General features: G+C 63.0%; 19 protein-coding genes. 11 read left to right on the top strand and 8 right to left on the bottom strand.

The genetic code is table 11. The annotated features are described in order from the left end of the window. Positions 1 to 27 precede the first annotated feature (27 nt). The 3 genes from acnD to prpD all read left to right on the top strand — a co-directional run bounded on the left by acnD (position 28) and on the right by prpD (position 5,445). Positions 28 to 2,619, top strand: coding sequence for a Fe/S-dependent 2-methylisocitrate dehydratase AcnD (gene acnD / locus LOY34_RS17900; RefSeq protein ID WP_195884642.1), 2,592 nt, complete (start codon positions 28 to 30; stop codon positions 2,617 to 2,619). Positions 2,620 to 2,718: 99 nt separating this feature from the next. Beyond that, positions 2,719 to 3,909 carry a 2-methylaconitate cis-trans isomerase PrpF gene (prpF, locus tag LOY34_RS17895; RefSeq protein WP_195884641.1) on the top strand — a complete coding sequence of 397 codons (1,191 nt, stop codon included), beginning with the start codon at positions 2,719 to 2,721 and terminating at the stop codon, positions 3,907 to 3,909. Positions 3,910 to 3,960: 51 nt separating this feature from the next. Further along, the gene (prpD, locus tag LOY34_RS17890) at positions 3,961 to 5,445 is read left to right on the top strand and encodes a 2-methylcitrate dehydratase (RefSeq protein ID WP_195884640.1); all 1,485 of its coding nucleotides are present in this window, start codon (positions 3,961 to 3,963) and stop codon (positions 5,443 to 5,445) included. A gap of 85 nt (positions 5,446 to 5,530) precedes the next feature. Here prpD and acnB read toward each other — a convergent pair whose 3' ends face one another. Beyond that, positions 5,531 to 8,140: a bifunctional aconitate hydratase 2/2-methylisocitrate dehydratase gene (gene acnB, locus LOY34_RS17885; protein WP_195886024.1), complete on the bottom strand. Its 2,610-nt coding sequence runs from the start codon at positions 8,138 to 8,140 to the stop codon at positions 5,531 to 5,533. Positions 8,141 to 8,546: 406 nt separating this feature from the next. Here acnB and LOY34_RS17880 point away from each other — a divergent pair, with 406 nt between their 5' ends. Further along, positions 8,547 to 9,014, top strand: a complete 468-nt coding sequence (locus tag LOY34_RS17880) for a DUF1289 domain-containing protein (protein ID WP_045194714.1) — start codon at positions 8,547 to 8,549, stop codon at positions 9,012 to 9,014. A 49-nt stretch (positions 9,015 to 9,063) separates the two neighbouring features. Here LOY34_RS17880 and LOY34_RS17875 read toward each other — a convergent pair whose 3' ends face one another. Then, a complete protein-coding gene (locus LOY34_RS17875; RefSeq protein ID WP_195884639.1) occupies positions 9,064 to 9,927 on the bottom strand; it encodes a universal stress protein in 864 nt (287 codons plus the stop codon). Positions 9,928 to 10,085: 158 nt separating this feature from the next. On the opposite strand from LOY34_RS17875, the gene LOY34_RS17870 reads away from it, so the two are divergent. The 4 genes from LOY34_RS17870 to LOY34_RS17855 all read left to right on the top strand — a co-directional run bounded on the left by LOY34_RS17870 (position 10,086) and on the right by LOY34_RS17855 (position 14,066). Next, on the top strand, positions 10,086 to 10,691 hold the full coding sequence (locus LOY34_RS17870) for a tRNA-(ms[2]io[6]A)-hydroxylase (RefSeq protein WP_045194710.1): 606 nt from the start codon (positions 10,086 to 10,088) through the stop codon (positions 10,689 to 10,691). Between the two features lie 136 nt (positions 10,692 to 10,827). Beyond that, entirely contained in the window at positions 10,828 to 11,301 is a 474-nt protein-coding gene (locus LOY34_RS17865; protein ID WP_093381004.1) for a MarR family winged helix-turn-helix transcriptional regulator, read from the top strand. Between the two features lie 39 nt (positions 11,302 to 11,340). Further along, positions 11,341 to 12,537: an HlyD family efflux transporter periplasmic adaptor subunit gene (locus tag LOY34_RS17860; RefSeq protein ID WP_093381006.1), complete on the top strand. Its 1,197-nt coding sequence runs from the start codon at positions 11,341 to 11,343 to the stop codon at positions 12,535 to 12,537. Next, a complete protein-coding gene (locus LOY34_RS17855; protein ID WP_195884638.1) occupies positions 12,534 to 14,066 on the top strand; it encodes a DHA2 family efflux MFS transporter permease subunit in 1,533 nt (510 codons plus the stop codon). The genes LOY34_RS17860 and LOY34_RS17855 overlap by 4 nt, the downstream gene beginning before the upstream one ends. 63 nt (positions 14,067 to 14,129) lie before the next feature. Here LOY34_RS17855 and lpxH read toward each other — a convergent pair whose 3' ends face one another. Beyond that, positions 14,130 to 14,852: a UDP-2,3-diacylglucosamine diphosphatase gene (lpxH, locus tag LOY34_RS17850; RefSeq protein WP_195884637.1), complete on the bottom strand. Its 723-nt coding sequence runs from the start codon at positions 14,850 to 14,852 to the stop codon at positions 14,130 to 14,132. After that, entirely contained in the window at positions 14,849 to 15,352 is a 504-nt protein-coding gene (locus tag LOY34_RS17845) for a peptidylprolyl isomerase (RefSeq protein ID WP_195884636.1), read from the bottom strand. The genes lpxH and LOY34_RS17845 overlap by 4 nt, the downstream gene beginning before the upstream one ends. A 216-nt stretch (positions 15,353 to 15,568) precedes the next feature. Here LOY34_RS17845 and LOY34_RS17840 point away from each other — a divergent pair, with 216 nt between their 5' ends. After that, positions 15,569 to 17,272 carry a glutamine--tRNA ligase/YqeY domain fusion protein gene (locus tag LOY34_RS17840; protein WP_045194697.1) on the top strand — a complete coding sequence of 568 codons (1,704 nt, stop codon included), beginning with the start codon at positions 15,569 to 15,571 and terminating at the stop codon, positions 17,270 to 17,272. Between the two features lie 9 nt (positions 17,273 to 17,281). After that, positions 17,282 to 18,664, top strand: coding sequence for a cysteine--tRNA ligase (cysS, locus tag LOY34_RS17835; RefSeq protein ID WP_045194695.1), 1,383 nt, complete (start codon positions 17,282 to 17,284; stop codon positions 18,662 to 18,664). Positions 18,665 to 18,719: 55 nt separating this feature from the next. On the opposite strand, the gene LOY34_RS17830 is transcribed toward cysS, so the two are convergent. From LOY34_RS17830 to LOY34_RS17815, 4 genes are all read right to left on the bottom strand, one after another. After that, a complete protein-coding gene (locus LOY34_RS17830; protein WP_045194693.1) occupies positions 18,720 to 20,108 on the bottom strand; it encodes a HAMP domain-containing sensor histidine kinase in 1,389 nt (462 codons plus the stop codon). After that, positions 20,086 to 20,766: a response regulator transcription factor gene (locus LOY34_RS17825; RefSeq protein WP_115086207.1), complete on the bottom strand. Its 681-nt coding sequence runs from the start codon at positions 20,764 to 20,766 to the stop codon at positions 20,086 to 20,088. Before LOY34_RS17825 ends, LOY34_RS17830 begins: the two co-directional genes overlap by 23 nt. A gap of 168 nt (positions 20,767 to 20,934) precedes the next feature. Next, complete coding sequence (locus tag LOY34_RS17820; RefSeq protein ID WP_093381010.1) at positions 20,935 to 21,954, bottom strand: branched-chain amino acid aminotransferase; 1,020 nt, start codon at positions 21,952 to 21,954, stop codon at positions 20,935 to 20,937. A gap of 131 nt (positions 21,955 to 22,085) precedes the next feature. After that, positions 22,086 to 22,721 carry a LysE family translocator gene (locus LOY34_RS17815; RefSeq protein ID WP_258663782.1) on the bottom strand — a complete coding sequence of 212 codons (636 nt, stop codon included), beginning with the start codon at positions 22,719 to 22,721 and terminating at the stop codon, positions 22,086 to 22,088. Positions 22,722 to 22,854: 133 nt separating this feature from the next. On the opposite strand from LOY34_RS17815, the gene LOY34_RS17810 reads away from it, so the two are divergent. Next, positions 22,855 to 23,355, top strand: a complete 501-nt coding sequence (locus tag LOY34_RS17810; RefSeq protein WP_045194685.1) for an Lrp/AsnC family transcriptional regulator — start codon at positions 22,855 to 22,857, stop codon at positions 23,353 to 23,355. Positions 23,356 to 23,484: the final 129 nt, after the last annotated feature.

Genomic DNA, 23,484 nt, shown 5'->3' with positions numbered 1-23,484 from the left:
ACCTTACCGTGATTGAGTCCCTGTGCCATGAATAGTGAATTTCGCAAGAACCTGCCGGGCACTGGCCTGGATTATTTCGACGCCCGCGCGGCTGTCGATGCGATCAAGCCCGGCGCCTATGACCGTCTTCCCTATACCTCGCGGGTGCTGGCGGAAAACCTCGTGCGCCGCTGCGACCCGGCCAGCCTCAATGCTTCGCTGGGCCAGCTGATCGAGCGCAAGCGCGACCTCGACTTCCCCTGGTTCCCGGCCCGTGTGGTGTGCCACGACATTCTTGGCCAGACCGCGCTGGTCGACCTCGCCGGCCTGCGCGACGCCATCGCCGAAGGCGGCGGTGACCCGGCCCAGGTCAACCCGGTGGTGCCGGTGCAACTGATCGTCGACCACTCCCTGGCGGTGGAATGCGGTGGTTTCGACCCGCAGGCGTTCGAGAAGAACCGCGCCATTGAAGACCGCCGCAACGAAGACCGTTTCCACTTCATCAACTGGACCAAAAAGGCGTTCAAGAACGTCGACGTGATTCAGCCAGGCAACGGCATCATGCACCAGATCAACCTGGAGAAAATGTCGCCGGTGATCCATGCCGAGCGCGGCGTGGCCTACCCGGACACCTGCGTCGGCACCGACAGCCACACCCCGCACGTCGATGCCCTGGGCGTGATCGCCATCGGCGTCGGCGGCCTTGAGGCCGAAAACGTCATGCTCGGCCGTGCCTCGTGGATGCGCCTGCCGGAGATCGTCGGCGTCGAGCTTTCGGGCAAGCCGCAAGCGGGCATCACCGCCACCGACGTGGTACTGGCCCTGACCGAATTCCTGCGCAAGGAAAAGGTCGTGGGCGCCTACCTTGAATTCTACGGCGAAGGCGCTCGGGCCCTGACCCTGGGCGACCGTGCGACCATCTCCAACATGGCCCCGGAATACGGCGCCACCGCGGCGATGTTCTCCATCGACCAGCAGACCATCGACTACCTCAAGCTCACCGGCCGTGAAGACCAGCAGGTCAAGTTGGTAGAAACCTACGCCAAGATCGCAGGCCTGTGGTCCGACAGCCTGGCCAGCGCCGAGTACGAGCGAGTGCTGCGTTTTGACCTGTCCAGCGTCGTGCGCAACATGGCCGGGCCGTCCAACCCGCACGCCCGGGTCGCCACCAGCGACCTGGCGAGCAAGGGCATCGCCGGCCAGTGGGAGGAAGTACCGGGGCAAATGCCCGATGGCGCGGTGATCATCGCTGCCATCACCAGTTGCACCAACACCAGCAACCCGCGCAACGTGATTGCCGCCGGTTTGCTTGCGCGCAACGCCAACAAGCTGGGCCTGGTGCGCAAGCCGTGGGTCAAGTCTTCGCTGGCACCGGGTTCCAAAACCGTCGCCCTGTACCTGAAAGAGGCGGGCCTGGATGACGAGCTGGAGCAGCTCGGTTTTGGCATCGTCGCCTTTGCCTGCACCACCTGTAACGGTATGTCTGGCGCGCTGGATCCGCTGATACAGCAGGAAATCATCGACCGCGACCTGTACGCCACCGCCGTGCTCTCGGGCAACCGCAACTTCGACGGGCGGATTCACCCATACGCCAAGCAGGCGTTCCTGGCGTCGCCGCCGCTGGTGGTGGCCTACGCGATTGCCGGCACCATCCGTTTCGACATCGAGAAGGACGTGCTGGGCGTGGTCGACGGCAAGGAAATCCGCCTGAAAGACATCTGGCCAAGCGACGAAGAGATCGACGCGGTGGTCAAGGCCGCGGTCAAGCCCGAGCAGTTCCGCCAGGTGTACATCCCGATGTTCGCCGTGCAGGAAGACACCGGGCCCAAGGTCACCCCGCTGTACGACTGGCGCCCGATGAGCACCTACATCCGCCGCCCGCCGTACTGGGAAGGCGCCCTGGCCGGCGAGCGCACGCTCAAGGGCATGCGCCCGCTGGCGGTGCTGCCGGACAACATCACCACCGACCACCTGTCGCCGTCCAACGCCATCATGCTCGACAGCGCCGCCGGTGAATACCTGGCGAAAATGGGCCTGCCGGAGGAAGACTTCAACTCCTACGCCACCCACCGTGGTGACCACCTGACCGCCCAGCGCGCAACCTTTGCCAACCCGAAACTGTTCAACGAAATGGTCCAGGAAAACGGCAAGGTCAAGCAGGGTTCGCTGGCGCGCCTCGAGCCGGAAGGCAAGGTCACGCGCATGTGGGAGGCGATCGAAACCTACATGCAGCGCAAACAGCCGCTGATCATCGTTGCCGGTGCCGACTACGGCCAGGGCTCGTCCCGTGACTGGGCGGCCAAGGGCGTGCGCCTGGCCGGTGTCGAGGCCATCGTTGCCGAAGGCTTCGAGCGTATCCACCGTACCAACCTGGTGGGCATGGGCGTGTTGCCGCTGGAGTTCAAGGCGGGCGTCAACCGCAAGACCCTGGGCATCGACGGCACTGAAACCTTCGACGTGCTCGGTGAGCGCACCCCGCGGGCGACCCTGACCCTGGTCATCACCCGGGCCAACGGTGAGCGTGTCGAAGTGCCGGTGACCTGCCGCCTGGATACCGCCGAAGAAGTCTCGATCTACGAAGCGGGCGGGGTGCTGCAGCGCTTTGCCCAGGACTTCCTCGAATCGGCGGTCGCGGTTTGAGGTAGGGCCTCATCGCGGGTCAAGCCCGCTCCCACTGAACTGTGGGAGCGGGCTTGACCCGCGATAGCTCCCCCAAAGCATTCACAGGACAACTCAGCCATGGCTCACGTACCCCAGATCAAAATCCCCGCCACCTACATTCGTGGCGGCACCAGCAAGGGCGTATTCTTTCGCCTCGACGACCTGCCGCAAAGCGCGCAGATCCCGGGCCCGGCCCGCGACGCGCTGCTGCTGCGGGTAATCGGCAGCCCCGACCCCTACGGCAAGCAGATCGACGGTATGGGCGGCGCGACGTCGAGCACCAGCAAAACCGTAATCCTCTCGCGCAGCATCAAGCCCGAGCATGATGTCGACTACCTGTTTGGCCAGGTCTCGATCGACACCGCGTTCGTCGACTGGAGCGGCAACTGCGGCAACCTCTCGGCAGCCGTTGGTTCGTTCGCCATCAGCGCCGGCCTGGTCGACAGCAGCCGCATCCCGCACAACGGCGTGGCCGTGGTGCGCATCTGGCAGGCCAATATCGGCAAGACCATCGTTGCCCACGTGCCGATCACTGACGGTGAAGTGCAGGAAACCGGCGACTTCGAACTGGACGGCGTGACCTTCCCGGCCGCCGAAGTGCAGCTCGAATTCATGGACCCGGCCGCCGACGAAGACGGCGAGGGCGGCTCGATGTTCCCCACCGGCAACCTGGTCGATGACCTGGTGGTGCCCGGCGTCGGCACCCTGAAAGCCACGCTGATCAATGCCGGCATCCCGACCATCTTCATCCAGGCCGAGGCCCTCGGCTACACCGGTACCGAGCTGCAGGAGGCGATCAACGGCGACTCGCAGGCTCTGGCCCGTTTCGAAACCATCCGTGCCTATGGCGCGGTGCGCATGGGCCTGATCGAGCATATCGACGAAGCCGCCAAGCGCCAGCACACGCCGAAAGTCGCCTTTGTCGCGCCAGCGGCGGCTTATCAGTCATCCAGTGGTAAAGCCGTGGCCGCCGGCGACGTTGATCTATTGGTACGGGCGCTGTCCATGGGCAAGCTGCACCACGCCATGATGGGCACCGCTGCGGTTGCCATTGGTACTGCCGCGGCAGTGCCTGGCACCCTGGTCAACCTCGCCGCCGGTGGTGGCGAGCGCACGGCCGTACGTTTCGGTCACCCTTCGGGCACCCTGCGCGTCGGCGCTGAAGCCCGCCAGGTGAACGGTGAGTGGACTGTCACCAAAGCAATCATGAGCCGCAGCGCTCGCGTACTGATGGAGGGCTGGGTACGGGTACCCGGTGATGCCTTCTAACCAGTAGCGGCGCTTGGCTCCCTGTTACTTACGTCAACAGAGAGATGTGAAATGAGTGCCAACGTTGATCTGAATAACCGTCCCGACTATGACCGGGTGCTGCAGGACATCGCCGATTACGTCCTCGGCTACAAGGTCGAGTCGCAGGAAGCGCTGGACACCGCGCGCAACTGCCTGATGGACACCCTGGGCTGCGGCCTGCTGGCCCTGCGCTTCCCGGAATGCACCAAGCACCTGGGGCCGCTGGTGGAGGGCACGGTGGTGCCGTTCGGCGCGCGGGTGCCAGGTACCCGCTACTGCCTGGACCCGGTCAAGGCCGCCTGGGACATCGGTTGCATCGTCCGTTGGCTCGATTACAACGACACCTGGCTGGCTGCCGAATGGGGCCACCCCTCGGACAACCTCGGCGGTATCCTGGCCGTCGCCGATCACCTCTCGCAAAAACGTGTGGCCAATGGCGAAGCGCCGCTGAGCATGCGCGTAGTGCTTGAGGCGATGGTCATGGCCCATGAGATCCAGGGTGTGATTGCCCTGGAAAACTCCTTCAACCGCGTTGGCCTCGATCATGTGCTGCTGGTCAAGGTCGCCTCGACCGCGGTGTGCGCCAAGCTCATGGGCGCCAATCGCGAACAGCTGCTGGCGGCGTTGTCCCACGCCTTTGTCGATGGGCAGGCGTTGCGTACTTATCGCCATGCGCCGAACGCCGGCTCGCGCAAGTCCTGGGCGGCGGGCGATGCCTCCAGCCGTGGCGTGCGCCTGGCCGATATCGCCCTGCGTGGCGAGATGGGCATCCCCGGGGTGCTGACGGCGCCGCAGTGGGGCTTTTATGACGTGCTGTTCAGCCACACCAACAAGGACCTGGCGCTCAAACCCGAAGGCAAACGTGCTTTCAGCCTGAGTCAGAAGTACGCAAGCTACGTGATGGAAAACGTGCTGTTCAAGATCAGCTTCCCGGCCGAATTCCATGCCCAGACTGCCTGCGAAGCGGCAGTCACCTTGCACCCGCAGGTGCGCAACCGCCTGCATGAAATCGAGCGTATCGTCATTACCACTCATGAGTCGGCGATCCGCATCATCTCCAAGGTTGGCACCCTGGCCAATGCCGCTGACCGTGATCACTGCATCCAGTACATGACCGCCGTGCCACTGATTTTCGGCAACCTGGTGGCCGAGCAGTACGAAGATGATTTCCATGCTGCGCACCCGATCATTGACCGTCTGCGCGAGAAGATGGAGATCGTCGAAGAGCCGCGATTCACCCGCGAGTACCTGGAGGCCGACAAGCGTTCGATCGCCAATGCCGTGCAGGTGTTCTTCAACGATGGTTCGAGTACCGAGCAGGTGGTGGTGGAGTATCCGATCGGCCATCGCCGGCGCCGGGCCGAGGGCATTCCGCTACTGGAAGAGAAGTTCAAGGCCAACCTGGCGACGCGGTTTACCGGGCAGCGTTCGGCGCAGATATTTGCCCTGTGCAAGGACCAGCAGGCGCTTGAAGCGACGGCAGTGCAGCGGTTTGTGGATTTGTTTGTGATCTGAGGGCCTCATCGCGGGGCAAGCCCGCTCCTACAGGCTCAATAAAAAACCCCGCCAATTGGCGGGGTTTTTTTAACGCTAAGTCAGCTTAGGCTTGAACAACCGGGATCTTGGCGTTCGCAGCGGCTTCACGGAACTCGGCGATCTGGTCGAAGCTCAGGTAGCGGTAAACGTCGGCAGCCATGCTGTCGATGTTCTTCGCGTACTCCATGTACTCTTCGACGGTTGGCAGTTTGCCCAGGATCGAGGCAACAGCGGCCAGCTCGGCAGAGGCCAGGTAGACGTTGGCGCCATCACCCAGACGGTTCGGGAAGTTACGGGTCGAAGTCGACACTACGGTCGAGTTCGCCGCAACGCGTGCCTGGTTACCCATGCACAGCGAGCAGCCCGGCATTTCCATGCGCGCGCCAGCCTTGCCGTAGATGCCGTAGTAGCCTTCTTCGGTCAGCTGGTGAGCGTCCATCTTGGTGGGCGGCGACAGCCACAGACGGGTCGGGATCGAGCCTTTGACCTTGTCCAGCAGCTTGCCGGCAGCGCGGAAGTGACCGATGTTGGTCATGCACGAACCGATGAACACTTCGTCGATCTTCTCGCCCTGTACCGAGGACAGCAGACGGGCGTCGTCCGGGTCGTTCGGGGCGCAGAGCACAGGCTCTTTGACGTCGGCCAGGTCGATCTCGATGATCTCTGCGTATTCGGCGTCCTTGTCGGCAGCCAGCAGTTGCGGGTTGGCCAGCCAGGCTTCCATCGCTTGCGCGCGGCGTTCCATGGTGCGGGCATCGCCGTAGCCTTCGCTGATCATCCAGCGCAGCAGGGTGATGTTCGACTTCAGGTACTCGGCAACGGCTTTTTCTGGCAGCTTGATGGTGCAACCGGCAGCCGAACGTTCGGCCGAGGCGTCGGACAGTTCGAACGCTTGCTCGACGGTCAGCTCGTCCAGGCCTTCGATTTCCAGGATGCGGCCGGAGAAGGCGTTGATCTTGCCTTTCTTCTCGACGGTCAGCAGGCCTTTCTGGATGCCGTAGTAAGGGATGGCATGGACCAGGTCACGCAGGGTGATGCCTGGCTGCAGCTTGCCCTTGAAGCGCACCAGTACCGACTCCGGCATGTCCAGCGGCATGACGCCGGTGGCCGCGGCGAAGGCGACCAGGCCGGAACCGGCCGGGAACGAGATGCCGATCGGGAAGCGGGTGTGCGAGTCACCACCGGTACCGACGGTGTCCGGCAGCAGCATGCGGTTCAGCCAGCTGTGGATGATGCCGTCGCCTGGACGCAGGGACACGCCGCCACGGGTGCGGATGAAATCCGGCAGGGTGTGGTGGGTGGTGACGTCGATCGGCTTTGGATAGGCCGCGGTGTGGCAGAACGACTGCATGACCAGGTCGGCGGAGAAGCCCAGGCACGCCAGGTCTTTCAGTTCGTCACGGGTCATCGGGCCAGTGGTGTCCTGGGAGCCGACGGTGGTCATCTTCGGTTCGCAGTAGGTGCCTGGACGCACGCCTTTGCCTTCCGGCAGGCCGCAGGCTTTACCGACCATCTTCTGTGCCAGGGTGTAGCCCTTGCCGGTGTCGACAGGTGCTTCAGGCAGCTTGAACAGGTCGGTTGGGCCCAGGCCCAGCTCGGCGCGGGCTTTCTCGGTCAGGCCACGGCCGACGATCAGCGGGATACGGCCGCCAGCGCGGACTTCGTCGAGCAGCACCGGGGTCTTCAGTTCGAAGGTGGTGATGACGTCTTCGCTGCCGTGCTTGCAGACTTTGCCAGCGTGCGGGTAAACGTCGATGACGTCGCCCATGTTCAGGTTCGACACGTCGAACTCGATCGGCAGGGCGCCAGCGTCTTCCATGGTGTTGTAGAAGATCGGGGCGATTTTCGAGCCGAAGCAGAAGCCGCCAGCGCGCTTGTTCGGTACGTACGGGATGTCGTCGCCGAAGAACCACAGCACCGAGTTGGTGGCGGATTTACGCGAGGAACCGGTACCGACCACGTCACCGACGTAGGCAACCGGGAAGCCTTTGGCTTTGACTTCTTCGATCTGCTTGAGCGGGCCGATGGCGCCTTGTTGCTCAGGCACGATGCCGTCACGGGCCATTTTCAGCATGGCCAGGGCGTGCAGCGGGATGTCAGGGCGCGACCAGGCATCCGGGGCAGGGGACAGGTCGTCGGTGTTGGTTTCGCCAGGGACCTTGAACACGGTCAGGCTGTACTTGTCAGCGATGGCTGGCTTGCTGGTGAACCACTCACCGGCGGCCCAGGATTCCAGCACGGCCTTGGCGTGGGCATTGCCCGCCTTGGCTTTTTCGGCGACGTCGTGGAAGGCATCGAACATCAGCAGGGTGTGCTTGAGCTGTTCGGCGGCCACAGGGGCCAGTTCGGCGTTGTCCAGCAGCTCGACCATGGTGGCGATGTTGTAGCCGCCCTGCATGGTGCCCAGCAGCTCAACGGCGCGCTTCTTGTCGATCAGCGGCGAGGTGGCTTCGCCTTTGGCGATGGCGGAAAGGAAACCGGCCTTGACGTAGGCGGCTTCGTCCACTCCTGGTGGAACGCGATTGGTGATCAGGTCGACGAGGACTGCTTCTTCGCCAGCAGGGGGATTCTTCAGCAGCTCGACCAGGCCTGCGGTTTGTTCGGCGTTAAGCGGCTGGGGCACGATACCCTGGGCGGCACGCTCTTCGATGTGTTTGCGGTAGGCTTCAAGCACAGTTATTACCCTCATCAGTGGTCCCAAATGGGTGTCCGGGACGCTCATCCAGAAATTCCGGCAGCCATGCGCAATACGGCTTCTTGGGCCGCGTAGCCAGGGTTGCAGGAAATCCTTACAGAAGCTGCTTTCAAAGTTTTACGCCTGTAGAACGGAGGCTGATGAGGGCTGGCGCGGGACATGCGCGAAGCGAATATCCCGGGCCAACGCCGTTCTACCGGATGAACTGTGCTCGTGACGCTTTGAAAACAGCTTCTAACGGACATTGCTGCCTTAAAAAGGCCGGATGATTCTACGGTAAAAAGTCGATAAAGGTAAGGCGCGCTGGATGACTTTAGCGGGTGACCCTCGTTAGACAAAGGGCTAACATGGCAGCCTGTTCCACCGCCAAGCTGTCGGTTTTTTCATGTCCAATCAGTCAATTAAAACGCCTTGCGTCGGCCTCTGTTCCACGGTTTACGGGGACTTGGTGTGCCGTGGCTGCAAGCGTTTTCACCATGAAGTGATCAACTGGAACGGCTACAACGAAGATGAGAAGCGTGCGGTGTGGCTGCGCCTGGAGCAATTGCTGGTGCAGGTCATGGTGGCCAAACTTGAAGTCTTTGATGCCACGCGCCTGCGCCAGCAACTGGAGCTGCGCAAGGTCCGCTTCGTACCGCATCAGTCCGAATATTGCTGGGCTTATCAACTGATTGCCCGCGGCGCACGGGTGATCCGTGAGCTGGAGGCTTACGGCATGGTGCTGCTGCCGGAGTTTCGCGACTGGGAATTGCCCGAGCTGCGCGATGCCATTGATCGGGAATTCTTCCTGCTGTCTGAAGCGCATTACCAGCGCTATATCGCGCCAGGCTTTCTCAAGGATGCCTTGGGGTAGGTGGTCAAGCCTGCTCCTGTAGGAGCGGGCTTGACCCGCGATGAGGCCCTCAGCCCCTGGCCAGTTCCGTCAGTTGCACCTTCACCTCCTCGGTCTTGAGCACCAGCACATCGCACTCCAGCGCATCGAGCACCACTTCCGCGGTGTTGCCGATCAGCGCCCCGGAAATCCCGGTACGGGCGACGGTGCCAATCACCGTCACCGCCGCTTCGTACTTTTTCGCCGTATAGGGAATCAGCACATCGGCTGGCCCTTCGGCAACATGCAGGCGCTCATTGCTGATATCGAACTCGGCCTGGAACGCCGCGCACTCCTCGCGGTAACGCTGTTCGATGGTTTCCTTCAATTGATAGACCGGGTCGGCCGCCGACAGCATCGGCGACGGATGGGCGCTGATTACATGCAGGTTGCCCTTGGCCAGATTGGCGATCTCGTAACCGTGATCGACGATACTTTTGTGCAGCAGGCGATGGGCCTCGTCGTGGTTGCCGACATCCACCGCGGCGAGGATCACCCCGCCGGTCCAGGGCCGCTCGCTCTTGACCATCAATACCGCGCACGGGCACTGGCGCAGCAGCTTCCAGTCGCTGGGGGTGAGCAGGGCGCGCTTGAGCGGGTTGTCCGGGCGATGCTCCTTGATCACCAGCTCGCAGCCTTCGGCCTGCTGCACACTGACGATCGACTCGTGCAAGGTGTCGTGCCAGGCCTGCTCATGGGTCACGTTGTTGTAGCCGTCATCATGCAACTGGCTGGCCAGCAGGCTGAGCAGGGCGCTGTGGTCGTGTTTCTTGTCGCACATCAGCAAGTGCAGGCGCGCGCCGGTGACCCCGGCGATCAGTTTGGCCCGGGTCAGCGCCCGGCTGTGAGCGTGATCGGGATCCAGTACCACCAGGATGCTGCGTACTTCTTGCATGAGCGTGAACTCCCTTCATAAATGGCGGCCAATGCCTGACTATAGTCGGCGCCAACTGCACCGGGCGTTGATATGTATCAAGCATAGTTCACTGGTGATCGGCGCTGCTGCCGGTATAATCGCCGGTCTTGCCGTTTGCCCTGCCTGTTTGTGAGCCTATGTCCCTTATCCCTGAAATCGAAGCCTTCCTTGGTTGCCGTACCCCTGATGCCTGGGTCCAGGCGGCGCTCGCCGACCAGGAAACCCTGCTGATCGATCACAAGAACTGCGAGTTCAAGGCCGCCAGCACCGCCCTGAGCCTGATGGCCAAGTACAACACGCACCTGGACCTGATCAACATGATGTCGCGCCTGGCCCGCGAAGAGCTGGTGCACCATGAGCAGGTACTGCGCCTGATGAAGCGGCGCAAGATCGCCCTGCGGCCGTTGTCGGCCGGGCGCTATGCCTCGGGCCTGCGCCGGGTGGTGCGCACCCACGAGCCGGTGAAGCTGGTCGACACCCTGGTGGTCGGCGCCTTTATCGAGGCGCGCAGTTGCGAGCGCTTTGCCGCCCTGGTGCCGCACCTGGATGAAGAGCTGGGCAAGTTCTATCACGGCCTGCTCAACAGCGAAGCGCGGCATTATCAGGGTTACCTCAAGCTTGCCCATCAATACGGCGATGGCGCAGATATCGAGCGGGTGGTGGAGAAGGTCAGGGCGGTCGAGGCCGACCTGATCAGCAGCCCGGATGAAGAGTTCCGTTTTCATAGCGGCGTGCCGGCCTGACTGACCTGTTTTGATCGGGGGCTGCCTTGCAGCCCCTTTTATCAGCCAAATACTAAGCTAGCTAATTAATGCCTTGACGTTAGCTGCCTAAGCAGTAACATTGTGTAACTTACTGCCTAAGCAGGTATCTGTGTCCATGCAGCATTACACCCCGGAAAACTTCCAGAACTGCACCCTCGGCATGCTTCTGGGCCGCACCGCGCTGGTCAAGGACCGCATCATCGACAGCCACATGCAGCCTTACGGCGTGACTGCCGCGCAGTTCAAGGTGCTGATCATCGTCGCCCAATACGGCGTCGACACCCCGGCCGAGCTGTGCCGCTACCTGTCGGTTGACAGCGGCTCGATGACGCGCATGCTCGACCGCCTCGAACAGAAAGACCTGATCATCCGCCGCCGTTGCCCGGACGACCGTCGGCAGATTCGCCTGGGTCTGAGCGAAGAAGGCCAGAAGCTCGCCGACCTGCTGCCACAGATCGGCGCTGCGGCGATGAACGAGCTGGTCGGTGTGCTCGAGCCCAGCGAGCTGGCCACCCTCGAAGCGATCCTGAGCAAGGTGCTGCTGGCCGCCGGCGACACCCTGACGGCCATGCGCCTGGGCGCCAAGTAAGCGCCCATTTCACCCATTCACTCAGCCAAGGTATTAGCAATGGCCACTACTTCTTCTGCGCACGACACCACGCAGGACCTCAACAACCAGCGCAAGCGCAAGACCTGGCTGTTGGCCCTGGCGTTGCTGATCGTCGTCGCCGGCGCTGGCGTCTGGGCCTGGCACGAGCTTTACGGGCGCTGGAGCGAAGAGACCGACGATGCCTATGTCAACGGCAACGTAGTGGAGATCACCCCGCTGGTCACCGGCACTGTGGTCAGCATCGGCGCGGACGATGGCGACCTGGTCCACGAAGGCCAGATGCTGCTCGAATTCGACCCCAGCGACGCCGAGGTCGGCCTGCAGGCTGCCGAGGCCAAGCTGGCGCGTGCGGTGCGCCAGGTGCGTGGCCTGTACAGCAACGTCGATGGCAAGAAGGCCCAGGTGGCTTCGCGCCAGGCCGAGCTGAAAAAAGCGCAGGAGAACTTCAACCGGCGACAAACCCTGGCCGCCGGTGGGGCGATCTCCAAAGAAGAGCTGTCCCATGCCCGCGACGACCTGTCTTCGGCGCAAAGCGCCTTGAATGATGCAAAACAGCAGCTCAACACCACAGCGGCGCTGGTCGATGACACCGTAGTGTCGTCGCACCCCGAGGTCATGGCCGCGGCCGCCGAGCTGCGCCAGGCCTACCTCAACAACGCCCGCACCACCCTGGTGGCGCCGGTCACCGGCTACGTTGCCAAGCGCACCGTGCAATTGGGCCAGCGCCTGCAACCGGGCACTGCGACCATGGCAGTGATCCCCCTCGACCAGCTGTGGATCGACGCCAATTTCAAGGAAACCCAACTGCGCAACATGCGCATCGGCCAGCCGGTCGACATCGTTGCCGACCTGTACGGCAGCGACGTCAAGTACAGCGGCACCATCGACAGCCTCGGCGCCGGCACTGGCAGCGCCTTTGCCCTGTTGCCGGCGCAGAACGCCACCGGTAACTGGATCAAGATCGTCCAGCGGGTGCCGGTGCGTATTCATATCAATGCCGAGCAACTGGCCAAACATCCGCTGCGCATCGGCCTGTCGACCCAGGTCGAGGTCGATCTGCATGACCAGAGCGGCCCGGTGCTGGCCCAGCAGCCGCCGCAGAAGGCCTCGTTCGCCACCCAGGTGTACGACCGTCAACTGGTCGAGGCTGATCGCCTGATCACCAGGCTGATCCATGACAACAGTGCCGGTTCCAGCAAGACGGCGCAGCGATGAGCGCCAATCAGGCTTCCTTTACCCCGCCAAGCCTGTTGCTGACCACCATCGGCCTGTCACTGGCGACCTTCATGCAGGTGCTCGACACCACCATCGCCAACGTGGCATTGCCGACTATTTCCGGCAACCTCGGCGTCAGTTCGGAGCAGGGCACCTGGGTCATTACCTCGTTTGCGGTGAGCAACGCCATTGCCTTGCCGCTGACCGGCTGGCTGAGCCGGCGCTTCGGTGAGGTCAAGCTGTTCATCTGGGCCACGCTGCTGTTCGTGCTGGCTTCGTTCCTCTGCGGCATTGCCCAGTCGATGCCCGAGCTGGTCGGCTTTCGCGTGCTCCAGGGCATCGTTGCCGGGCCGCTGTATCCGATGACCCAGACCCTGCTGATCGCAGTCTATCCGCCGGCCAAGCGCGGCATGGCCCTGGCGTTATTGGCCATGGTTACGGTGGTGGCGCCGATTGCCGGGCCGATTCTCGGCGGCTGGATCACCGACAGCTACAGCTGGCCGTGGATCTTCTTCATCAATGTGCCGATCGGCCTGTTCGCCGCCGCCGTGGTGCGCCAGCAGATGCGCACGCGCCCGGTCAGCACCAGCCGCCAGCCGATGGACTACATTGGCCTGCTGAGCCTGATCATCGGCGTCGGCGCCTTGCAGATCGTGCTCGACAAGGGCAATGACCTGGATTGGTTCGAGTCGAATTTCATCGTCATCGGCAGCCTGATCTCGGTGGTGTTCCTGGCGGTGTTCATCATCTGGGAACTGACCGACAAGCACCCGGTGGTCAACTTGCGCCTGTTTGTGCACCGCAACTTTCGCATCGGCACCATCGTGCTGGTTGGCGGCTATGCCGGCTTCTTCGGCATCAACCTGATCCTGCCGCAGTGGCTGCAGACGCAGATGGGCTACACCGCCACCTGGGCGGGCCTGGCGGTGGCGCCGATCGGCCTGTTGCCGGTGCTGATGTCGCCGTTTGTCGGCAAGTACGCGCACAAGTTTGACCTGCGGGTGCTGGCGGGGCTGGCGTTCCTGGCGATTGGCGCCAGTTGCTTCATGCGTGCCGGTTTCACCAACGAGGTGGATTTCCAGCACATCGCCCTGGTGCAGCTGTTCATGGGGATCGGCGTGGCGCTGTTCTTCATGCCGACCTTGAGCATCCTGCTCTCCGACCTGCCGCCGCACCAGATCGCCGACGGCTCGGGGCTGGCGACCTTCCTGCGGACCCTGGGCGGCAGTTTTGCCGCGTCGCTGACCACCTGGATCTGGATTCGCCGGGCAGACCAGCACCATGCCTACCTGAGCGAGAGCATCAGCACCTACGAGCCTGCGACCCGCGAGGCGTTGAACCAGCTGGGCGGGGCGAGCGGGCAGTCGTATGCGCAGCTGGAGCGGATGCTCAGCAGTCAGGCGTACATGATGTCGACGGTGGATTACTTCACCCTGATGGGCTGGATTTTCGCAGGCTTGATATTGCTGGTGTGGCTGGCCAAACCGCCGTTTGCGGCCAAGGCCGGGCCGGCGTCGGCGGGGCACTGATAATCGCGGGGCAAGCCCGCTCCTACCAGGAATGTAGGAGCGGGCTTGCCCCGCGATCAGTCTTCAGGGAAAAGCAAAAGGCTGCAGTTGAAACCCTTGCTCATCCACCTCCAGCGCCCAGCCTTGGCGGTCCCAATCGCCCAGCACGATACGCCGCGCCGGTTGATCGCCGACCACCAGCTTGTGAATCGCCGGCCGATGGGTGTGGCCATGCACCAGGGTGCGCACACCGTATTGCTGCATGATCCGCGGCACTTCCTCGGCGGTCACGTCGACAATGTCGTTGGCCTTCATCCGCGTCTGTGCCCGGCTTTCGCTACGCAGCTTGCGTGCAAGCTTCTGCCGGGTGCTCAGCGGCAGATGCCGAAGAATCCATAGGCTCAACGGGTTGCGCAGGTAACGGCGCATCTTCATGTAGGCCAGGTCGCGGGTGCACAGGCTGTCGCCGTGCATCAGCAACACCGGCTCGCCGCCCATCTCGACCACGCTCGGGTCGGCCAGCAGGGTGCAGCCAGCGGCCTTGCAAAAGGCCTGGCCGAGCAGGAAGTCGCGGTTGCCATGCATCACAAAGACCTGCGTGCCGCTGTCGCTCAAGGCGCGCAGGGCCTGGCAGATCGAGGCCTGGAAGGGCGTCATGGCGTCGTCGCCGATCCATGCCTCGAAAAAATCGCCAAGGATGTACAGCGCCTCGGCGTGCCGCGCACGACCGTCGAGCAGATCAACAAACGCCCGGGTAATGTCCGGGCGTTCTTCTTGCAGGTGCAGATCAGAGATCAGCAGTATCACTCAATGAACTCGGCTTTCTCGATGATCACGTCGTCCTTCGGCACGTCCTGGTGACCGGACTTGGAACCGGTGGCGACTTTCTCGATGGCGTCGACAACCTCGGTACCTTCGGTCACTTTGCCGAATACCGCGTAACCCCAGCCCTGCACGTTCTTGCCGCTGTGGTTGAGGAAGTCGTTGTTCGAGGCGTTGATGAAGAACTGCGCCGAGGCCGAATGCGGCTCCATGGTGCGAGCCATGGCGATGGTGTACTTGTCGTTCTTCAGGCCGTTGTCAGCTTCGTTCTGGATGCTGGCACGCTTGTCACGCTTCTCGTTCATGCCTGGCTCAAAACCGCCGCCCTGGATCATGAAACCCTTGATCACACGGTGGAATACGGTGTTGCTGTAGTGGCCAGCGTTAACGTATTCGATGAAGTTGGCCACGGTGATCGGGGCTTTCTCGGCGTTCAGCTCGATGACGATGTCACCGTGGTTGGTAGTCAGTTTGACTTTGGACATGCTTGAAACTCGCTCTGTTCGGGGGTTTTGCGGTGGTGTAGCTTCAAGCTTCAAGTGGCAAGCTGCAAGAAAAAGCGCACGGCGTTCGTCTTGGAGCGTGTTGCTTGTAGCTTGAAGCTGCTATTTGACCTGTCGGCAGCTCGACCGCTTCGGCTATGATAAGCGCTTTGATTCAGTCGGCCTACCCAGGCCGTGCACCCCGTATTCAAGGATCCTATGAGCAAGCCCACTGCCGACACCGCTCCCAACGCCGCTGCCAAAGGCGCTCCCGCCATCCCTGCGAACTTCCTGCGTCCGATCGTGCAGGCAGACCTGGACTCGGGCAAGCACAGCAGCATCGTCACCCGTTTCCCGCCAGAGCCCAACGGTTACCTGCACATCGGCCATGCCAAGTCGATCTGCGTGAACTTCGGCCTGGCCCAGGAATTCGGTGGGGCCTGTCACCTGCGTTTCGATGACACCAACCCGGCCAAAGAGGACCAGGAGTACATCGACGCGATCCAGAGCGACATCAAGTGGCTGGGCTTCGAGTGGACCGGCCCGGTGCGCTACGCTTCGCAGTATTTCGACCAGTTGCACGACTGGGCGGTCGAGCTGATCAAGGCCGGCAAGGCCTACGTCTGCGACCTGACCCCGGAGCAGGCCAAGGAATACCGTGGCAACCTGACCACCCCTGGCCAGAACAGCCCGTTCCGCGAGCGCTCGGTTGCAGACAACCTCGACCTGTTCGCGCGCATGAAAGCCGGTGAGTTCAAGGATGGCGAGCGCGTGCTGCGGGCCAAGATCGACATGGCCTCGCCGAACATGAACCTGCGCGACCCGATCCTCTACCGCATTCGTCATGCCCATCACCACCAGACCGGTGATGCCTGGTGCATCTACCCCAACTACGATTTCACCCACGGTCAGTCGGATGCCATCGAAGGCATCACCCACTCGATCTGCACCCTCGAGTTCGAAGGCCATCGCCCGCTCTACGAGTGGTTCCTCGACAACCTGCCGGTGCCGGCCAAGCCGCGCCAGTACGAGTTCAGCCGCCTGAACCTGAACTACACCATCACCAGCAAGCGCAAGCTCAAGCAACTGGTCGATGAGCAGCACGTCAACGGCTGGGACGACCCGCGCATGTCGACCCTGTCGGGTTTCCGCCGTCGCGGCTACACCCCGGCGTCGATCCGCAACTTCTGCGAAATGGTCGGTACCAACCGCTCCGACGGCGTGGTCGACATGTCGATGCTCGAATTCAGCATCCGTGACGACCTTGACCGCACCGCGCCACGCGCCATGTGCGTGCTGCGCCCGCTGAAAGTGGTCATTACCAATTACCCGGAAGGCCAGGTCGAGAACCTCGAACTGCCGCGCCACCCCAAAGAAGACATGGGCGTGCGCGCACTGCCATTCGCCCGCGAAATCTACATCGACCGCGACGACTTCATGGAAGAGCCGCCCAAGGGCTACAAGCGCCTGGAGCCGGCCGGTGAAGTGCGCCTGCGCGGCAGCTACGTGATCCGCGCCGACGAGGCGATCAAGGACGCCGACGGCAACATCGTCGAGCTGCGCTGCTCGTACGACCCCGACACCCTGGGCAAAAACCCTGAAGGCCGCAAGGTCAAGGGCGTGATCCACTGGGTGCCGGCCGCGGCCAGCGTCGAATGCGAAGTACGCCTGTACGACCGCCTGTTCCGCTCGGCCAACCCCGAAAAGACTGAAGATGGCGGCAACTTCCTTGACAACATCAATCCTGATTCGCTGCAGGTGCTGACGGGTTGTCGTGCGGAACCTTCCCTGGGCCAGGCCCAGCCAGAAGACCGCTTCCAGTTCGAGCGCGAAGGCTACTTCTGCGCCGACCTGAAAGACTCCCAGCCGGGTCGCCCGGTGTTCAACCGCACCGTGACCCTGCGCGATTCGTGGGGCAGCTAAGGAACTCTCGTGCTTACCATCTACAACACGCTCAGCAAGACCAAGGAAGTCTTCAAACCGCTTGAAGGCAACAAGGTGCGGATGTACGTCTGCGGCATGACCGTCTACGACTTCTGCCACCTGGGCCACGGGCGCAGCATGGTCGCCTTCGACCTGGTGACCCGCTGGCTGCGTTACAGCGGCTACGACCTGACCTATGTGCGCAACATTACCGACATCGATGACAAGATCATCAACCGGGCCAACGAAAACGGCGAAAGCTTCGACGCCCTGACCGCCCGCATGATCGACGCGATGCACGAAGACGAGCGCCGCCTGAACATCCTGCCGCCGGACCAGGAGCCGCGTGCCACCGACCATATCGCCGGCATGCACGCGATGATCCAGACCCTGATCGACAAGGGCTATGCCTACGCGCCGGGCAACGGCGACGTGTACTACCGGGTCGGCAAGTTCGTCGGCTACGGCAAGCTGTCGCGCAAGAAGATCGAAGACCTGCGCATCGGCGCCCGCATCGAGGTCGACGAAGCCAAGCAGGACCCGCTCGACTTCGTCCTCTGGAAGGGCGTCAAGCCCGGCGAGCCGAGCTGGGAATCGCCCTGGGGCGCGGGTCGTCCGGGCTGGCACATCGAGTGCTCGGTGATGTCCACCTGCTGCCTGGGCGAGAGCTTCGACATTCACGGTGGTGGCAACGACCTGGAGTTCCCGCACCACGAGAACGAAATCGCCCAGAGCGAGGCCGCCACCGGCAAGCAGTACGCCAATTCGTGGATGCACTGCGGCATGATTCGCATCAATGGCGAGAAGATGTCCAAGTCCTTGAACAACTTCTTCACCATTCGCGACGTGCTCGACAAGTATCACCCGGAGGTGGTGCGCTACCTGCTGGTGTCGAGCCACTACCGCAGCTCGATCAACTACTCCGAAGACAGCCTGCGCGAGTCCAAGGGTGCCCTCGAGCGCTTCTACCACGCCCTGCGCGGCTTGCCACGGGTGGCGGCTGCAGGTGGCGAGGAGTACGTTGAACGCTTCACCGCGGCGATGAACGACGACTTCGGCACCCCTGAAGCCTGCGCCGTGCTGTTCGACCTGGTGCGCGAGATCAACCGCCTGCGCGAGAACGATCCACAGGCCGCTGCCGGCCTGGCCGGTCGCCTGCGCGAACTGGGGGATCTGCTCGGTGTGCTGCAACTGGACGCCGATGACTTCCTGCGTGCCGGTGCCGAAGGCAAGGTCGATGCTGCCGAGGTTGAAGCCTTGATCCAGGCGCGCCTGCAAGCGCGTGCCGACAAGAACTGGGCCGAATCCGACCGCATCCGCGACCAGCTGACCGCCATGGGCGTGGTGCTGGAAGACGGCAAGGGCGGCACGACCTGGCGCCTGGCTGACTAAGCAATCGCGGGTCAAGCCGCTCCTTGTAGGAGCGGGCTTGCCCCGCGATGAGGCCCTAACTGACGACACCCGTCCTGCAGTGCAACACCAGTTTCGCCCCACCCAGCTCACTCTCGCCGACCTCCAGCTCAAAGCCATGCAGGTCAACGATCGCCGCAACGATTGACAGGCCCAGCCCGAACCCCGGGTGACGCTGGCCTTCCTCACTGCGATAAAAGCGCTTCAACACCGCCCCACGCTCGTCCACGGGAATCCCCGGGCCGCTGTCGTGCACCTCGATATGCAAGCCCTTGGCATCGCTCAACGCGCGCATCAGCACCTGGCCCTGGGCCGGGGTGAACTTGATCGCGTTGCCCACCAGGTTGGCCAGCGCCTCGAACAGCAACTCGCGATCACCGTGCAGCGCCGGCAATTGCTCGGGCATTTCCAGCGTTAGTCCAATCTCGCCGTCTTCGGCCAGCGGCAGGTAGAAGTCGTGCAGCTCCTGCAGCAGCCCGTGCGGGTCAAGCTCGACAAACCCGGCGCGGCGCTGGCGGTCTTCCAGCTCGCTGATGCGCAGCAACCCGCGAAAGCGCGCCATCAGCGTGTCGGTTTCGCCAATCGCCTGTTCCAGTGCTTCGGCCTGCGGCGAATCATCGCCGGCCTGCTGGCGGATGCGGTAGAGCTGGGCGCGCAGGCGGGTCAGCGGGGTGCGCAGGTCGTGGGCGATGTTGTCACAGACGCCTTTGACTTCATGCATCAGGCGCTCGATGCGGTCGAGCATGGCGTTGACGATGGCCGCCAGCATGTCCAGCTCGTCGCGCCGCGCCGACAACGGCAGGCGGCGGGTCAGGTCGCCGGAAACAATCTGCTCGGCGCTGGCCTGGATCGCGCGGATACGCTTGAGCGGCCTGCGCCGCAGCAGGTACCAGCCGGCGATGCCGGGAATGATGGTCAGCGACAGGCCCCAGAGCAGGGCGTGGAGGATGATCCGGGTGACCACGAACAGCGAGCCGTTGTCGCGCACCAGCACCAGCCAGCGGCCATCGCGGACCTTGATCGCCACTGCATCGCAGCTGTCACGGGGCAGGTGCGGGTCGTCGGCGTCCAGGCAGCGGCTCAGTTCGTGGATCTTGCCGTCCAGGCCGAGCTCGGGCGGGATCTGGCGAACCTGCCCGCCGAGCGCATTGAACTGCGCGTCGAACAGCCCATAGGCATCAAAACTGCGCTCTTCGAAGGCCTGGCTGGCAATCAGCGCATCATCGAGCTGCTTGCCGCTCATGTGCGCGAACAGGTGCTGGCGCTGCAGCAGGGAGTGGCGGGTGAGCTTGTTCAGGTAGCCTGATACCTCGAAGTACAGCACCCCCATGAGGATGCTGCTCCAGGCCACGAACAGAAAGCTGTACAGCGCCAGCAGGCGGCTGGTGGACGAGCTCCAGCCCTTAGACGGGTTCGGCAATGGCATAGCCCGAGCCCCGCACGGTGCGAATCAGCGGTGTCTGGCCGGCGGCGTCGATCTTCTTGCGCAAGCGTCCGATGTGCACGTCGATCAGGTTGGTGCCCGGGTCGAAGTGATAGCCCCAGACTTCCTCGAAAATCATCATCCGGGTAATCACCTGGCCAGCGTGACGCATGAGAAATTCCAGCAGCTTGTACTCGGTGGGCAGCAGGTTGAGGGTCTGCTCGCCGCGCTTGGCCTCGTGGCTGATCAAATCCAGCTCAAGGTCGGCAACCTGCAGGCGGGTCTGCGCCAGCGGCACGCTGTTGCGGCGCAACAGCACCTCGACGCGGGCGGCCATTTCATCGGAGGCGAATGGCTTGGTCAGGTAGTCATCACCGCCGGCGCGCAGGCCACGGACCCGTTCGTCGACATCCGAAAGGGCGCTGATCATCAGGATCGGCGTGGCGATCTTCAGGGTGCGCAGGGTGGTGACGATGGTCAGGCCGTCGACTTCCGGCAGCATCCGGTCCAGGGTGATCAGGTCGTAGCCACCGGCAATCGCCTTGGCCAGGCCTTCACGGCCGTTGTCGGCCCATTCCACTTCCAGGCCATGGCTGGAAAGCTCGGCGACGATCTCCTGGGCGGTGACAGCGTCGTCTTCGATAGTCAGTACGCGGGGCATGCTTTTACCTGGGCGGCGGGTAGAGACTTGATTGTGCCAAAGAATAGGCGGTGCCCGGGTTAAAGAAAAATTCATCTAGGAGAGGGACCACAATGGGCCGGCCGTAACCGACCCCTGTGGGAGCCGGCGTTGCCGGCGATGGGCCGCAGCGCGGCCCCCTGTTGCAGGTCAGGCGACCTTGACGATCCAGCCCGCCGGGCCTTCGATGTCGCCGCTCTGGATACCGGTCAGCTCGTTGTAGAGCTTCTGGGTAACCGGGCCAACCTCGGTTTCGCTGTAGAACACGTGCAGCTTGTCGCCATACTGGATGCCGCCGATCGGGGTGATCACCGCAGCGGTGCCGCAAGCGCCGGCTTCGACGAAGCGGTCCAGGTTGTTGATCAGCACGTCGCCTTCGATGACCTTCAGGCCCAGGCGCGATTGCGCCAGTTCCATCAGCGACAGGCGGGTAATGCCCGGCAGCACGGAGGCTGACTTCGGCGTGATGAACTCGTTGTTGGCGGTGATGCCGAAGAAGTTGGCCGAGCCGACTTCCTCGATCTTGGTGTGGGTCAGCGGGTCAAGGTAGATGCAGTCGGCAAAGCCGGCTTGCTTGGCCTTGTAGCCCGGTTGCAGGCTGGCCGCGTAGTTGCCGCCGACCTTGGCAGCGCCGGTGCCTTGTGGCGCGGCGCGGTCGTAGTCGGAAATCAGGAACTTGTGCGGGGTCATGCCGCCCTTGAAGTACGAGCCGACCGGGATGGCGAAGATCGAGAAGATGAACTCCGGCGCGGTCCGCACGCCGATGTTGTCGCCCACGCCGATGACGAACGGACGCAGGTACAGCGCACCTTTGCCATACGGCGGAATGAAACGCTCGTTGGCCTTGACCACTTGCTTGCAGGCGTCGATGAACTGTTCGGTCGGCACCTGCGGCATCAGCAGGCGGTCGCAGCTGCGCTGCATGCGCAGGGCGTTCTGGTCCGGGCGGAACAGGTTGATCGAGCCGTCCTTGCAGCGGTAGGCCTTCATCCCCTCGAAGCATTGCTGGCCATAATGCAGCGCGGTCGAGCCTTCGCTGATGTGCAGCTGGTTGTCTTCGGTCAGGGTGCCCTTGTCCCACTCGCCGTTACGGAAATAGGACAGGTAGCGCTTGTCGGTCTTGATGTAGTCGAAGCCCAGCTTGTCCCAGTTAATGCTTTCGTTACTCATGGCACCCTCGATTCGGTTGCAGATGCCTGCTCAGGCAGGCGGTTCTTATTGCGCACTCGGCCACGATAATACATCCCGTGCAGATCGGGAACGCCCAGTCATAGATTGGACCTTGGTCGCAGTGAAAATCTTCAGCCACCGAGCTGGCGCAGCAGTGCCAGACGCATGCCGAAGCCGATCAGCAGGGTGCCGAACACGCGGTTCTGCAGTTTCTGCTTCCAGGGGCTGGCGGCCAGCCAGCGCCCCAGGCGATCGCCACTCAGGGCATAGAGCCCGTCAAAACCCAGGCCGACTACCACCAGCACCGTGCCGAGCACGGCAAACTGCTGGCCGACCGCAGCGCCGTGCGGGTCGATGAACTGCGGCAACAGTACCGAGCAGAACAGCAGCGCCTTGGGGTTGAGCAGGTTGGTCAACAGGCCCTGGCGCAATGCCGCCTGCCAGTGCCCGCGCTGCTGCACCCCGCTGTGACGTGGCGGCAGCGGCGCAACCGGGGCGCAGAGCAATTGCCAGCCGAGCCAGGCCAGGTAAATACCGCCGGCAATGCTCAGCAGGTCAAACGCCCAGGGGTGGCTGCCTAGCAGGGCGGCCAGGCCCAGTGCCGCCAGGCTTACGTGCGCCGCGCGGGCAAGCGCCAGGCCCAGGGCGGTCACCAGGGCCTGGCGCTTGCCCTGGCTGGCGCCGGTATTAAGCAGCAGGAACATGTCCGGGCCGGGCACCAGGTAGACCACCAGCAAGGCGGCGCAAAACAGGCTGTATTGAGACATGACGGGCTCCTGCGCAAATAACGGGACGAGAAAATTCTAAGCGCGAAAGGCCTGGCAGGTGCTTGCGATTGTTGCGTGTTTGCCCGGGTGTATTGCTATAAACTGCCACGATCTACCGTTCAGAATTAAGATCATGCCAAAACTCACCCTCGACGCTTTTGATCGCAAGATTCTCGAAGCTTTGCAGCGCAATGCCCGCCTGAGCAATGTCGAGCTGGCTGAAGCCATTGGCCTGTCGCCGTCGCCGTGCCTGCGCCGGGTGCGTCTGCTGGAAGAGGCGGGGCTGATCAAGGGCTACGCCGCGCAACTGGACCGCGATGAAGTCGGCCTGGGCCTGACCGTGTTCGTCGGGGTCAAGGTCGAGCGCCACCACGAGCCAGCCGCCCAGGCCTTTCAGCAGGCGGTGCTGGCGCTGCCCCAGGTAATTGCCGCGCACTTGGTGTCCGGCGAGTCGGACTTCCTTTTGCAAGTGGTGGTGCCGGACCTGCGCAGCTACGAGCGCTTTCTCATCGACACCTTGCTCAAATTGCCCGGCGTCAGCGATATCCGCAGCAACTTCGCCATCCAGACCGTCAAGGCGCACGGCCCGTTGCCGCTGGATCACCTGGGCCTGGCCGAGGAAAACAAGCGTTGACCGCTGCCTGGCCCGGGCGCATTATCGAGCTATGAAGATTTGCCTGCTGACCTCGTCGCGTACCACTACCACCGCTATACGCGGGGCGGGTACGGCTGCTTAACCTTAGGCAGCAGGTAATCCAAGGCC

The organism is Pseudomonas sp. B21-009 (genome assembly GCF_024749345.1).
Lineage (GTDB): Bacteria > Pseudomonadota > Gammaproteobacteria > Pseudomonadales > Pseudomonadaceae > Aquipseudomonas.
This window is presented reverse-complemented; position numbering and strand designations above follow the sequence as displayed.